The sequence below is a fragment of the Flavobacteriales bacterium genome (assembly GCA_016779995.1).
GTDB lineage: Bacteria > Bacteroidota > Bacteroidia > Flavobacteriales > UBA7312 > UBA8444.
This window is the reverse complement of sequence record JADHMO010000007.1, coordinates 1-14,746: the sequence shown is the minus strand read 5'-3', so window position 1 is coordinate 14,746 and position 14,746 is coordinate 1. Positions and strand designations below refer to the sequence as shown.

The window sequence follows — 14,746 nt, the reverse complement described above, 5'->3', positions numbered from 1 at the left end:
TCGAGGACTGACTTATGCCTTCAAAAACCGGCCTCAACCTTTATGGTTTCTTAATAGAACAGTGGACTTTTGCGATTGTGTAGCTACCTCATTCATTTTTTTAAAGGAGTTTATCAGCTCATCGTTTGATGTGGGTATTTAATTTTAAACTTAAAACAATGAATTCAATTTTAATTTTGATGACGCTTACGGGAGTTTTAGTTGGTGGTGTATTAGCGTATTTAGTTATTAGCTACAACTCAAAAAAGCAATCAAATTCAATCATATCCGAAGCCAAAAAAGAAGCTGAACAGATAAAAAAAGATAAAATTCTTCAAGCTAAAGAAAAATTTATCGAACTAAAATCTGAACACGAGAAGGTTATCAATCAGCGAAATCAAAAGATAGCTCATGCTGAATCTAGAGTGAAAGAAAAGGAAAGTAAGCTTTCTCAAAAGCTAAATCATGTCAGCAATAAGGAGAAGAAATTAGATGAAATCAGAAATTCTATCTCTAGACAGTTAGATGTACTCAAGCAAAAAGAAGAAAAATCTAATAAAATGCTTGAAAAACAAGTTGAGGCACTAGAGACCATTTCTGGCTTATCAGCGGCTGAAGCAAAAGAAGAATTAGTACAAGCCTTAAAAGACGAAGCAAAAACAAAATCTTTAGCGTATGCTCAAGAAATTGTCGAAGAAGCTAAACTGACGGCAAGCAAAGACGCTAAAAAAATTGTAATCCAAACCATACAAAGAGTAGCGACAGAACAAGCTATCGAAAATTCAGTATCAGTATTCAATATTGATAGCGATGATGTCAAAGGTAGAATAATCGGTAGAGAGGGAAGAAATATTCGTTCTCTAGAGGCTGCTACTGGAGTAGAAATCATTGTTGATGACACTCCTGATGCTATATTGTTATCATGCTTCGACCCAGTTAGGAGAGAGGTCGCTCGATTGGCACTACATAAATTGGTTACAGATGGTAGAATACATCCTGCACGAATAGAGGAGGTTGTCAAAAAGACCAGAAAACAAATTGAAGAAGAAATTATTGACATTGGTAAACGAACATCTATAGATTTAGGAATTCACGGTTTACATCCTGAAATGATAAGAATGGTAGGGCGTATGAAATACCGTTCTTCTTATGGTCAAAACCTATTGCAACACTCTAGAGAGGTCGCTAATATGTGTGCTACTATGGCTTCTGAATTAGGCTTAAATTCTAAAGCTGCCAAACGAGCTGGTTTGTTACACGATATTGGTAAGGTTCCTGATGATGAACCAGAATTGCCACACGCTATTTTAGGAATGAAATTAGCTCAAAAATACGGTGAAAAAGAGGATATATGTAACGCCATTGGTGCTCACCATGACGAAATAGAGATGACGTCTATGATTTCGCCAATAGTACAAGTTTGTGATGCTATTTCAGGGTCAAGACCGGGTGCTAGACGTGAGATTGTAGAATCTTATATCAAGCGTATTAAAGAGTTAGAAGACACAGCACTTGCTTATCCTGGTGTTTTAAAATCTTATGCTATACAAGCTGGTCGTGAGTTGAGAGTCGTTGTTGAGAGTGAGAAAGTATCGGATACCGACGCAGAAAAGCTATCCTTTGAAATATCTCAAAAGATAGAAACAGAAATGACTTACCCTGGTCAAGTTAAAGTAACTGTTATCAGAGAAACAAGAGCGGTAAATTTTGCTAAATAAGTTTAAGATGATTTAAAAAGTCTGATGAGGGTAATTATCTCTTGAGCTTTTTCTTTCTTAGACTGAAATGTAAACGAATGCAGTAGGTTATTCAACAATCGTTTGATAATTGCACTATTGCCACAAGGGGTAAAGTACTTAGATTCTTCTTTGAGTTTTTCTCTTTTCAAAAAAACCTCTAAGTCTTGACGATTTAGTATTGTGCCTTTGCTAAATGGATTGATATAAAATTTTATAGGGTCTCCATTTATCTCATTTTCATCTTCAAAACCTATGATAAAATGCTTGGGCATATTTATACCACAGATAGTCAGACCTATTTGTTCAGCAATAATAATGTAAAGCATAGATAACGATAGGGGATTGCCTTTACGCTTATCAATGACTGTATTGATGAAAGAGTTGTCTGTTGATTGAAAGTTGCGTACATTTCCTCTGAATCCATTTTGTGTAAAAAAGACCCTGTTAAAAGCAGATATTTTTTCTAGTTCAGAATAACTTTTCTCAACCTCTAAGTTGATTTGATAAACAAGATTATAAATTTTTGTTCTGTAAAATTGTTCGTCAATATCGGGATATTGGTACTTACTAATTATAAACCAGGCTTCAAGAAGATTTTTATCCTTTTTTTGAATCCATTTCTTTAAGGATTTAACAATATCTCTAAAATGTATTTCATGAATGATTTTTTCGGCTCTATCTTGAACTAAGCTGTCAAAGTTGCTTTCCCAAGCATTTTCGAGTTCGGGCAACACTTCGATACCTAACTCTACAAGTCTTGATTTGACGGAATCAAATACCTCCTTGTCAGGATCTTCTAAAAGACTAATTAAAGCATTTAATTCTTTTTCATTCATTTTAAACTAATTTATCTAGTGCTTGAACAATTAAATTATCAATAGCACTTTTGTAGTTAGTGGAACGTTGGTTAGTTGCTCTGTTGGCTAAAATTGTACAAAGTGTAAGGCAATTATGCCCCATTAATTTTCCTAAGCCATACAAAGCAGAAGTCTCCATCTCAAAGTTAGTGATTTTTATACCATTATGATTAAAATTAAGCATTCTTTGGTGCAAATCTTTAATGGCGAAAGGTATTCGCATCTGACGACCTTGGGGCGCGTAGAAGCCAGGTGCTGTAATGGTTATTCCTTGAGTAAAACCTTCAAATTTATTTAGCAAATCTTTGTTTGCAGCATAAACATAGGGTTTGGATAGGGAAGTAGGCCACTGTAATTGTTGGTCAACAGCATTTTGAATTTCGTAATCGAATTGGTTATTAGCATAAAAATGCATCAAATTGTCAATGCCTAAACCATAAGATGAAACGACAATGGAGTTTATGTTTATGTCTTTTTGTATGGTGCCAGATGTTCCTAGTCTAACTAGATTAAGGCTAGTCTTTTCTTTTAGTTCTTGACCACTTTCCAAATCCGTATTTACTAAGGCATCTAATTCGTTGAGTACAATATCTATGTTGTCTGTGCCTATACCAGTAGATATAGCACTTATTCTTTTTTCGCCAATATATCCAGTATGAGTAACAAATTCACGGTTAGTAATTTGATATTCTATTTTATCAAAGTGTTTTGAAATTTCACTAACTCTACTTTGATCGCCAACTAAGAATATATCCTTAGATATGTGTTTTGGTAGTAAATTGAGGTGATAAACTCCTTTTATATCTTTAGCATTCGATTTCATCTTCTTTTTGTTTACTTTTGCACTAACAAAGCTATAATAATTATGACTTCTAAAGATATAATTCTTGTCCCAATTGGTTTTACTAATCAATCCATAGTTGCTTTAAAACAAGCAGTTATCGTTGCCAAACATACAAATTCTGAATTGTTTCTTCTATCGGTAGTTGAAATGCCAACAGCATTACAAAAGATATTTTCAGATTATGAAGAAAAACAGAAACAATTTAAGGAGAAGCTAAGAGAAAATCTCGTTGAATTGAGTAATAAATATTGCGATGGTGTATCTGAAGTGAAGTGTTTAGTATCTTCTGGAAAGATATATGACGAGATTACTGATATTGCAGAATCAATTGGTGCTAGTCTAATTGTAATGGGTACAGATGGAACTCCAAAAGACATCAAGAAAAAGTTTATTGGTTCCAACGCCAATAATGTGGTAAGGTCAGCACCATGCCCAGTTATTACTATAAAGGGCAAGTCTATAAGAAAAGCTTGTGATTTGATTGCACTTCCTTTAGATTTAAATAAAGAAACTCGTGAAAAGGTAACCAATGCTATTCAATTTGCTAGGTTATTTAATTCAGAAGTTAGAGCATTTTCAGTGTCTTATTCAGATGATGACGATTCTGTAAAAAATAAGCTTAACAGAAAGCTTTCTCAGGTTAGTGACTTCATCACTTCGAAGGGAGTTGAATGCAGTACTGAACTTTTAGAAATATCTTCTTCTGCAAGTTTTTCAGGTTCTATAGTTAAATACACTGAGGATATTAATGCTGATTTGATTATGATAATGACTAAAGGAGAAGAGAATTTAGATTTAAACTTCATAGGCTCTAACGCTAGAAAATTAATTAATAAATCGGATATTCCTGTAATGAGTATAAGGCCTGCTGCTAAAAAAGACACCTCTTCTTTTACCATTCAATAACTTTTTTGTTCATAAACTTTTTGAAATTTTGAATATTAGCAATACGCATTTGTTAATTTTGTTCGTTCACTAATTTTATGAAACTTCTTAGCTCACTTTTAATTCTTATTTTTTCTTTCTTGGCTTTTAATTCCCAAGAAGATACCCCTATCCAAAATCCGCCATTTTACGACACAGATACTACTTGGGTAAATCAAGTGATGTCATCATTAACTTTAGAACAACGCATAGCCCAATTATTCATGGTTGCTGCCTATTCTAATAAGGGCGTGTCACATCAGCAAGAGATTGAAAACCTAATCAGTAAATACCACATCGGAGGTTTAATGTTTATGCAAGGTGGTCCTATTCGACAATTGCATTTAACAAATACCTATCAATCTTTAAGCAAAGTGCCTTTGATGATTGCTCAAGATGCTGAATGGGGATTGTCTATGCGTATTGATAGTACTATTCGTTATCCTTGGCAAATGACTTTAGGTGCTATTCAAAATGATAGCTTAATTTATCAAATGGGATTAGATGTTGCTGAGCAATGCCGAAGGTTAGGCGTTCACATCAATTTTGCACCTGTTGTTGACGTTAATTCTAATCCTAAGAATCCCATAATAAATAACCGTTCTTTTGGAGAAAATCCATACCGTGTTGCTCAACAGTCTTTGGCATACATGCAAGGCTTACAAGATGGTGGTGTTATGGCATGTGCCAAACATTTTCCTGGTCATGGAGATACTGATTCAGATTCTCATAAAACACTTCCCACTATTAATCATTCTTACGAAAGATTAGATACGGTGGATTTAATTCCATTTAAAACTTTATTTGACAAAGGACTTGGGAGTGTTATGGTAGCACATTTACACATTCCCGCCCTAGATGATACCGACTCTTTAGCTTCGACCTTATCTCCTAATGTAGTTAAAGACTTATTGAAAGATACTTTAGCATTTAAAGGCTTAGTATTTACTGATGCATTGAATATGAAAGGAGTCAGTCAATTTTATGAACCTGGTGAGGTGGATTTGAAAGCACTTTTAGCAGGAAACGATGTCTTACTTTTTGCTGAAGATGTGCCTAAAGCCATTGAAAAAATCAAAGAAGCTATAATCAATAAAGCCATTAGTGAGGAGGAAATCAATAGCCGTTGTAGAAAAATTTTAATGGCAAAAAAATGGTTTGGATTAGATGAAAGGATACACCTTAACTCCACTAATATAATACAAGATTTGAATATTAAAAGGTATGAGACATTAAATCGAAAGTTAGTAGAAAAGTCTATGACTGTCTTACAAAATACTGATGATTTGTTGCCTTTAAAACGATTGGACACCTTAAATATCGCCCTTGTTTCTATTGGTGAACGGTCCAATCAATTCCAACAAACATTGTCCAATTACGCCCCTATTAAGACCTTTCATCTTAGTGAGCAACACAGCGATAAAGAAAGAAAAAAGATGTTGGATTCACTGGCTCAATTCAATCTAGTAATTGCTAGTGTTCACAAATCCAATAAACACGCTTGGAAATCCTACCGCATCCATCAGAATACGGATTTATTTTTACAAACTTTAGCCCTACAATCCAAAGTAGTTTTAAGTGTTTTTGCCAACCCATATTCTATTAGTGATTTACTGATGACCTATTCTTTTGACGGCTTACTTATGGCTTATCAAAATTCGAATGAGGCTCAATTTTATGCTGCTCAGCTTATTTTTGGTGGAATAGGGGCAGATGCCACTTTACCGGTTTCCAACAAACATTTTGACGAAGGTTTTGGATTAACAACTAAACCCTCACGTCTTAAATACGATTTTCCTGAAAGTTTGGGGATAGATAGTAAATTACTACTAAAAATAGATAGTATAGCTTTAGATGCTATAGAAAAAGAAGCTACACCAGGTTGTCAAATTTTAGCTATCAAAGACGGTGTAGTATTTTACAATAAAAGCTATGGACACCATACCTACAAGAAAAATAAAGCTGTAGAGAATTCGGATATTTATGATTTAGCCTCATTGACCAAGATAATTGCCTCTGTCCCTGCATTGATGCATTTGGAAGAAAATGGACAAATGCATTTGGATAGCTCCTTACAACATTATATTAGTCTAGCTGATACCTCCAACAAGAAAAATCTAACAATACGAGAAATTCTAGCTCATCAATCAGGTCTAGCATCTTGGATACCATTTTACAAGCAAACACTAGAGGAGGATGGTTCTTTACGTGACACATTGTATAGCACAGTTTATTCGGATACATTTTCTGTAAAAGTTGCCGATGGCATTTTCTTACATAAAAGCTATCCAGACAGCATTATGGCTCGAATATTGGCTACTAAACTCAAGCCCAAAACATACAAATACAGCGATATGGGTTTTTATATTTTTAAAGATATTATTGAGCATAAAACCAACTTAGCCTTTCAAGATTTTGTAAGCCAACAATTTTACAGTCCATTAGGATTAAATACTATGGGTTTTTTACCAAAAAACCGATTCGATAGCAGTCGTATAGTGCCTACCGAATTTGACTATTACTTTAGGAGTCAGCTTTTGCAAGGTGATGTGCATGATATGGGTGCTGCCATGCTAGGTGGCGTGGGTGGTCATGCTGGGCTTTTTTCAAATGCTAACGATTTAGGAATTTTTATGCAAATGCTACTTCAGAAAGGATACTATGGTGGCGAACGCTATTTCCACAACTATACCGTCAATCAATTTACTAAATGTCAGTTTTGTAAGGATGAAAATAGGAGAGGTGCTGGTTTTGATAAAGCCGTTTTAGAAGGGCAAGAAGGTGGGCCAGCCTGTGATTGTTCTCCTTCTTCAGAAGCCTTTGGTCATAGTGGCTTTACGGGTACTTTAGTATGGGCTGACCCTGATGAACAATTTGTTTATGTATTTTTGTCCAATCGAATACATCCTACTTCAGAAAACAAAAAATTGTTGGAAATGGATGTGAGGACCAAAATTATGCAAGTCTTTTATGATGCTATAAGAACCGTTAATTGATGCACAAATCGTTAAAAATAGGTTTAGTTTGTTATCCTACCTTTGGTGGTAGTGGTATTGTGGCTACTGAACTAGGTAAGGCCTTGGCTGAAAAAGGACATGAAATACACTTCATTACATACAGTAAGCCCGTTCGAATGGATTGGTTTACTAAAAACATGTATTATCACGAAGTATCTGTATCTGACTATCCACTATTTGAATACGCTCCTTACGAATTGTTACTCTCTAGTAAATTGGTAGATGTTGCTATCAATCAAAAGTTAGATATTTTGCATGTGCATTATGCTATACCACACGCTTCGGCAGCCTTTTCTGCCCAACAAATATTGAAGACCAAAAATATAGATTTACCTTTTATTACCACTTTACACGGTACGGATATTACTTTATTGGGCAAGGATAAATCTTTTCAGCCAGTCATAGAATTTGCCATAAACCAATCCGATGCGGTGACGGCTGTTTCGGAAAGTTTAAAAGAGGATACCTATCAATTTTTTGATATCAAAAAGAATATAGAAGTTATTCCCAACTTCATAGACCCTACTTTATACCGTTTTGCTGAGGATATTGAATTGAGAGCTCAATTTGCTGAAAAGGACGAAGTGATAATCACTCATATTTCTAACTTCAGAAAAGTCAAGCGGGTGGACGATGTCATTCGTATTTTTGAAGGTGTACAACAGCAATTGTCTGCCAAGCTACTAATGGTTGGCGATGGTCCTGAATTGCATCAAGTAAAAAATTTAGCTAGAGAACTAGGCATTTCCGATAAGGTTTTCTTTTTGGGTAAATCCAAGCGTATAGAACAGATAACAAGCATATCGGATGTTTTCCTTTTACCTTCTGAAAAAGAAAGTTTTGGTTTGGTAGCTCTTGAAGCTATGGCATCAGCAGTAGCGGTAGTATCTTCCAATGTTGGTGGTTTGCCAGAGGTCAACAAAAATGGTGTAACGGGTTTTTTAAATGAAGTAGGGGATATTGAGGGTATGATAGCTAGTGTATTGTCTATCCTTAAAGACAAAGACACTTTAGCCCGTTTTAAAACCAATGCCTTAGAGCATTCCCAAAACTTCGAGCTTAACAAGATAGTGCCTGTATATGAGAAGTTATACCTTTCTCTAGTAAAGCATTAAGCACCCACTCGTTTACAGTGATAGCCTTTCTTTTGCAGTAGTTCCATTACTTTATCTCGAACATTACCTTGAATAATGATTTCTCCATTTTTGGCACTACCACCCACACCACATGCCGATTTTAGAGCTTTTCCTAAGTCTTTTAAGTCACTCTCTTGACCTACAAAACCTTTGACGATAGTAGCCACTTTACCGCCTCTATTTTTTTTATCAATCCAAACTTCTAAGCGTTGATTTTCGATAGCTAGTGTTTCTTCTTCGCTTTCGTATTCGTACTCAAAATTGGAATTGGTAGAATACATTACGCCGATTTTATTTTTCTTCTTTTTAGCCATAAGGAATAAATACTTTTAATGTTTTAGGACGGGTATCTATGTGTATTTTTTTGCCAAGGTCGTGCCCTTCACCATCGAGGTGGCTTTGGCCATTTTGACAACTTATTGTTATGCTTTTGGTTTTGATGATAGTCATGTATTTAGACTGGTGTATTTTGCCTGTAAATAGACGATACAACAATACAGGGACTAGATAACGTCTAAAGTCTTTCAAGACACAAATTTCTGTTAAACCATCATCTACTTTACTTTCAGGCGATATCTGAGCACCATTTCCAAACTGAGTCGCATTGGCCCATGAAATGATGACAGCATTATACACTTCTTTTTTACCATCGTATTCTAGGATATAATCTTGAGCTGGGTAGTTGGCACACTCACGCAAGACCAATTTGACGTAAGATGAAAAGCCCCTTACCTTAGTCGTTGCAAAAAGGTGAGCGATATGAGCATCGAAGCCTACACCAGAAACGTTAAAAAAGGGCAGTCCGTTAGCTGTGCAGCTATCTATGATTTTGAAATCCGAAATGTTAAGTTGCTTAATGGCTTTGTCAATGTCCCTTTCCATACCAAAATGAAAAGCAAAACCATTACCAGAACCACAAGGCAGTACTGCTAAAGCCGTTTGACTTCCTAATAATCCCTTAGCACATTCGTGCATAGTGCCATCGCCACCAACGGCTACTACCACATCTATCTTATCTTTTACTGCTTGTTGCGCCAATTCGGTAGCATGTTTTGCTCTTTCAGTATAGAAATAGTCAAAATCAAATTTGTTCAAGTCAAGGTGCTTTTCAATGCGACTTTCTATACCTTTATGTTGGGCTTTACCAGAGATGGGATTGATGATAAATCTAATTTTCATAGACACTCATTTGGTTAGTAATCATAGAGTTATTAAAGCCTTGTTTGATAGCTTTTAACCGATTGACAAGAGCAGGAGAATTGGGCATACTCTCTTTCAATGTTTTATCCTTATAGGTGGTATAGACTTCGTCTTTATTCACTAGATATCCATCTTGTGTTATCATTAGGTATTCGTTTTTTAGAAAGGATACAGCCAAGTCTTGTCCTTGTAATATTGATTGACCAAAGCTAAAAAATTCTTGCTCATATCCTATCAAGTCCAATACGGTGGGTAAGATGTCTATGTGTTGGCTAGTATTTTCAACTGAACCTTTTAGTGTGCTATCGCTTTTCCAAAATAGCAGAGGCACAGCATATCTACCGATTTTATTTTTGTAAGCTAGCTTGTTAGAAAGGGGCGAAGTATGGTCAGCAGTGATGACAAATAAGGTGTTATCGAACCAATCCATCTGTTGGGCAGTTTGGAAAAATGTTCTTAGGGCATTATCGGAATAGGCTATACTTTCGTGTATATCCAATTCCCCTTTAGGAAATCGGTTTTCGTACTTTGCTGGTATGTGGTATGGTGGGTGAGAAGTGAGAGAGAAAAAGACACTTAGAAATGGCTTCTCAATGGTATTTAATTGCTTAGCAAAATAGGAGAAAAAAGGCTCGTCATATATACCCCAATGCTTATCGTAATGCCTATCGTCATTGAATTCTTCTCTACCGTGATAGTCGGTAAATCCAGCCTTTTTAGAAAATTCATAAAAGCCCATAGTTCCTTTTTGTCCACCGTGAAAAAAGGAGGTGTGATAGTCTTCTTTAGACAAGATAGACGCTATGCTAGTGTAGTTGTTATTGGCATAAGATGAAGTGATGAATGGCTCTGTCATTAGCGAAGGAATAGAGGCAGTAATAGCAGGTAATGCTTCTATAGAACGTACGCCATTGGCATAGGCATTTTGTGTGACCAATCCTGTGGACATTAAGCTATCCAGAAAAGGGGTATAGCCTTGACCGTCGTTATAATAGCCTACAAATTCTTTAGAGAAACTCTCTAAGATGATGATAACGACATTTTGTTTGCTGAAGCCATCGGATTCGTAACGGTGAAGGGTATTGTAATAATTAGTTTGGTCGGCATCAAAGTAAGTATAAGCTTGCAAGCTATTTTGTTGGTAAGAATGAAGTATTGTAAAAGGCGTATTCAGCACCAAATCGGACTCGTTACAAGAAGAAAGCACACCAGCATTAATGGTTTTGATGGGTTTGAGTTGAGTGCCACCTCTTAAGCCCAAGACGATACTACCAACGAGAAAAACAAGGAGTAGGAGGTCCATGGGTTTACGCTGAATAGCTTTAGGTAGCTTTAGTGTATAACACAACACTAGCATTTGTGCCATGAACAACAAAGTTACGGGCCAGTATTCTAAGATATACTTGAGGTAAACACCAAAAAAATCGTCTTTAGTGATGAAGCTAAAAAAGTCTATGGTACTGCGTTTGAGGTTAAAAGCGTAAAAGACAATATCGATGTTGTTGAGAAGTATAAAGGGCGTATTGACTAGAATAAAAACAGCACTTATAAAACGATTGTAAATCTTGGATTGGGGTAAAATGTAGTGAATAATGAATAGCAACACAAGGGGTAGGTTGATATACAAAATAGCCGATATATCGAAGCGAATGCCCTCTAGGAATGCTAAAAATAGATGACTTACTTCACTATCAGAAAAATTATAGAAATAAAATGCTAACCGACTTAAGCTATAAATAAGACATAAGGTTAAGACCTTTTTTAGAAAAGTAAGTAAGTGAGAAATACTCATAGTTTATTCACAATTACAACTATCGTCGCCACAATTGGATTTAGGCTTTCTCAAAGTTTTAATCAGATAAACTACAGCCGAAAGCACTAAAAGTATGATAATGATATTTTCCCAATTCATTGCATGAAATTTATTGCACAAAGTAACGAATTATTCTATTTTTACTCACTTAATGAAGGAATAAAGTTTTATGGTATTCAATAGAAAAGGTATCCCTGACGAGCAACTTTTGGACTTGTACAAATCCATTCTTAAGCCGCGAATGATAGAGGAGAAGATGCTCATTCTGTTACGTCAAGGCAAGATATCCAAATGGTTTTCTGGTATAGGCCAAGAAGCCATCGCTGTTGGTGTTTCTTCGGCTTTGGAACAAGAAGAATACATTTTGCCTATGCACAGAAACCTAGGTGTTTTTACCACTAAAGGCGTTCCTTTAAATCGTTTGTTTTCTCAGTTTCAAGGTAAGATGAACGGCTTTACTAAGGGTAGAGACCGTTCTTTTCATTTTGGCAGTCAGGAACATAAGGTAGTCGGTATGATATCGCATCTAGGCCCTCAATTGGGTGTAGCAGACGGTATAGCCTTAGCCAATAAACTTAAAGACAACAAACAAGTCACAGCTGTATTTACTGGAGAAGGAGGTACATCTGAGGGCGATTTTCACGAGGCTTTGAATGTAGCCGCCGTTTGGGATTTGCCCGTTATCTTTATTGTAGAAAATAACGGCTACGGCTTGTCAACACCTACCAATGAACAATTCAGATGCCAACAAATAGCCGATAAAGGCAAAGGCTTTGGTATGGAAAGCTATACCATAGACGGCAATAACCTTTTGGAAGTGTACAGAACTATTTCTCAGTTAAGGGCAGAAATACAAAAAAAACCTAAGCCTGTATTGTTGGAGTGTATGACCTTTAGAATGAGGGGACACGAAGAAGCCTCAGGTACAAAATACGTTCCTCAAGAGAAGTTTGACAAGTGGCAAGACAAAGACCCAGTACACAATTACGAACAATTTTTAATATCAGAAAAGCTACTTACAAACGAGCTGATAGAAGACATCAAAGCACAGATAAAAGCAGACATTAATAGTGCTTTGGATACGGCCTTTGCTGAAGAAGAAATTAAATCTAGTACTGAGCAAGAATTGGCAGATATGTACAGTCCTTTTGATTTTGAGGAACAGCCACCAGCCAACAGCACCACCACCAATATACGTATGGTAGATGCCATTTCCGATGGTTTAAAACAGTCTATGCAAAAGTACCCCAATACCGTAGTGATGGGACAAGACATTGCCGAATATGGAGGCGTGTTTAAAATTACAGATGGCTTCATTGATGAATTTGGCAAAGAAAGGGTACGCAATACGCCCATTTGCGAATCGGCAATTGTTAGTGCCGCTATGGGCTTGTCCATCAATGGCTATAAAGCCATTATGGAAATGCAGTTTGCCGATTTTGTAAGCTCAGGATTTAACCCCATTGTCAATTATTTGGCTAAGGTACACTACCGTTGGGGACAAGCCGCCGATGTAGTGGTACGTATGCCTACAGGAGCTGGTGTAGGAGCAGGGCCATTTCATTCCCAATCCAATGAGGCTTGGTTTACGCATACCCCCGGATTAAAGGTAGTTTATCCAGCCTTTCCTGCTGATGCCAAAGGTTTATTAGCAGCAGCTATTGAAGACCCTAACCCAGTCATGTTCTTCGAGCACAAAGCCTTGTACCGTAGTGTCTATCAAGAGGTTAATGACGATTATTATACTCTAGAAATTGGCAAAGCCAATCTACTAAAAGAGGGGCAAGAGGTGACCATTGTTTCTTACGGAGCAGGTGTACATTGGGCATTGGAAGTGTTGGAAAAAAAACCACATATCTCCGCCGACCTCATAGATTTACGCACCTTAGTGCCACTAGATACCGATACCATTTTTGCTTCTGTACAGAAAACAGCAAAAGTCATTATACTGCACGAAGATTGCGAAATGGGTGGTTTTGGGGCTGATATTTCGGCATTGATTAGCGAACATTGTTTTGAATACTTAGACGCCCCAGTTATGCGTTCGGCAAGTCTGAATACCGCTGTACCATTTGCTAAAAATCTAGAAGATAATTTCTTAGCTAAACAAAGCTTTGAGCAAAAGCTAAACGACTTGTTGGCTTATTAAGAAATATTCGTAAATTGTAAATTCATTTAAACCCCAAAATTTATGAAAGTTATATTCGCTTTTTGCTTGACAGTTTTGTCATTTGTTTCTCTAGCCCAGTCTAGTTCAGACGATATTTTAAGACGTGCTGAAGTTATGCCTGTTTTTCAACAATGTGAAGACCCAAACTATGCCGATGCACCTTATCCCTGCACTATGAAGCAGTTATCGGATTACATTAAATCTGCTGTTGTTTTGGATGAAACTACTGGAAAAATTACCAAATGTGTAATAAGCTTAGTGGTAGAAAAAGACGGTAGCGTTTCCAACGTTCAGTTGCTAAGAGGTGTTTTTGTTAATGCCGAAAACGAGCAAGAAAAACTTGCTTTAGAAAATACACTAAATACTATGATTACCGAAACCGTAGAAGGCTTGAACTTCGTTCTTCCAGGCTACCAAAACGGTGAAAAAGCTAGAGTAATGTTACAATTCTCGGCTTCTGTAAATTACTAGATATACAACATAAAACATAATAGAAAAGACCACTTTTAGTGGTCTTTTTTTGTGGTCTATCGTTCGCAATAGACGATGTAGTATCTTGGGTAAAAACGCCTCAGTAGTGGACGGATACCGATTTCATTCTTATAAGACGCCCACATTTCACTGTCCTTTATTTTCCAGCCCGTTTGTTCCAGTAAGAAGTCAAATTGTTTCTTCTCAAATTCGTGATAGTGTTTGTCCCACTCATCAGCTCCCCAGTAGGCAGATGAAAACCATAAATTCAAAGGTACAGAGGCGATTAATTTATCGGTTTTAAGGTCTTTTAGAATATTAAACGGTGCCAACATATGCTCAAAAATTTCAAAGGCAGTAACTACATCTACACCAGTATCTAGATAAGCTTGGTAGTCAGTGTCTAAGTTTTCTCCATTGGTGTTTTGTAGAACAAAACCATAGTCATTGATTAGTTTAGATAAATCCGTAGGAGTACCTAAGTCTAAAATTTTAGATTGTGTAGGCATGTGCTTTTTTAAAAAAGCTAAAGTCATTTGATGACGTTCAGAATGTCCGTGTATCGTTTTCATAGTTTTATTTTAAGGAATTTCCTC

Annotated in this window: 12 protein-coding genes; 6 read left to right on the top strand and 6 right to left on the bottom strand. The window is 36.4% G+C overall.

Translation table 11 applies throughout. The features are described 5' to 3' along the window. Positions 1 to 158 precede the first annotated feature (158 nt). The gene (gene rny / locus ISP71_05785) at positions 159 to 1,697 is read left to right on the top strand and encodes a ribonuclease Y (protein MBL6663600.1); all 1,539 of its coding nucleotides are present in this window, start codon (positions 159 to 161) and stop codon (positions 1,695 to 1,697) included. A 2-nt stretch (positions 1,698 to 1,699) separates the two neighbouring features. Here rny and ISP71_05780 read toward each other — a convergent pair whose 3' ends face one another. Both ISP71_05780 and ISP71_05775 read right to left on the bottom strand, forming a co-directional pair. Continuing rightward, positions 1,700 to 2,554 carry a transglutaminase family protein gene (locus ISP71_05780; protein ID MBL6663599.1) on the bottom strand — a complete coding sequence of 285 codons (855 nt, stop codon included), beginning with the start codon at positions 2,552 to 2,554 and terminating at the stop codon, positions 1,700 to 1,702. Between the two features lies 1 nt (position 2,555). Beyond that, positions 2,556 to 3,398, bottom strand: coding sequence for a nucleoside phosphorylase (locus ISP71_05775; protein MBL6663598.1), 843 nt, complete (start codon positions 3,396 to 3,398; stop codon positions 2,556 to 2,558). Positions 3,399 to 3,440: 42 nt separating this feature from the next. Here ISP71_05775 and ISP71_05770 point away from each other — a divergent pair, with 42 nt between their 5' ends. The 3 genes from ISP71_05770 (at position 3,441) to bshA (ending at position 8,475) form a co-directional block, all read left to right on the top strand. After that, complete coding sequence (locus ISP71_05770; protein ID MBL6663597.1) at positions 3,441 to 4,325, top strand: universal stress protein; 885 nt, start codon at positions 3,441 to 3,443, stop codon at positions 4,323 to 4,325. 77 nt (positions 4,326 to 4,402) lie between these two features. Further along, a complete protein-coding gene (locus ISP71_05765) occupies positions 4,403 to 7,339 on the top strand; it encodes a serine hydrolase (GenBank protein ID MBL6663596.1) in 2,937 nt (978 codons plus the stop codon). Continuing rightward, complete coding sequence (bshA, locus tag ISP71_05760) at positions 7,339 to 8,475, top strand: N-acetyl-alpha-D-glucosaminyl L-malate synthase BshA (protein MBL6663595.1); 1,137 nt, start codon at positions 7,339 to 7,341, stop codon at positions 8,473 to 8,475. Before ISP71_05765 ends, bshA begins: the two co-directional genes overlap by 1 nt. Here bshA and ISP71_05755 read toward each other — a convergent pair. From ISP71_05755 to ISP71_05745, 3 genes are read right to left on the bottom strand one after another with little or no spacing between them, the layout of a single operon-like run. Next, the gene (locus ISP71_05755) at positions 8,472 to 8,810 is read right to left on the bottom strand and encodes a translation initiation factor (protein ID MBL6663594.1); all 339 of its coding nucleotides are present in this window, start codon (positions 8,808 to 8,810) and stop codon (positions 8,472 to 8,474) included. The two genes, bshA and ISP71_05755, sit on opposite strands and share 4 nt — an antisense overlap. After that, positions 8,803 to 9,675 carry a diacylglycerol kinase family lipid kinase gene (locus tag ISP71_05750; GenBank protein MBL6663593.1) on the bottom strand — a complete coding sequence of 291 codons (873 nt, stop codon included), beginning with the start codon at positions 9,673 to 9,675 and terminating at the stop codon, positions 8,803 to 8,805. Before ISP71_05750 ends, ISP71_05755 begins: the two co-directional genes overlap by 8 nt. Beyond that, the gene (locus ISP71_05745; GenBank protein ID MBL6663592.1) at positions 9,665 to 11,488 is read right to left on the bottom strand and encodes a sulfatase-like hydrolase/transferase; all 1,824 of its coding nucleotides are present in this window, start codon (positions 11,486 to 11,488) and stop codon (positions 9,665 to 9,667) included. The genes ISP71_05750 and ISP71_05745 overlap by 11 nt, the downstream gene beginning before the upstream one ends. Before the next feature lie 190 nt (positions 11,489 to 11,678). Between ISP71_05745 and ISP71_05740 the strand changes: the two genes are divergently transcribed. Further along, complete coding sequence (locus tag ISP71_05740) at positions 11,679 to 13,658, top strand: dehydrogenase E1 component subunit alpha/beta (protein ID MBL6663591.1); 1,980 nt, start codon at positions 11,679 to 11,681, stop codon at positions 13,656 to 13,658. Between the two features lie 42 nt (positions 13,659 to 13,700). Continuing rightward, a complete protein-coding gene (locus ISP71_05735; GenBank protein ID MBL6663590.1) occupies positions 13,701 to 14,150 on the top strand; it encodes a hypothetical protein in 450 nt (149 codons plus the stop codon). Positions 14,151 to 14,206: 56 nt separating this feature from the next. Here ISP71_05735 and ISP71_05730 read toward each other — a convergent pair whose 3' ends face one another. Continuing rightward, positions 14,207 to 14,722 carry a methyltransferase gene (locus ISP71_05730; protein MBL6663589.1) on the bottom strand — a complete coding sequence of 172 codons (516 nt, stop codon included), beginning with the start codon at positions 14,720 to 14,722 and terminating at the stop codon, positions 14,207 to 14,209. Positions 14,723 to 14,746: the final 24 nt, after the last annotated feature.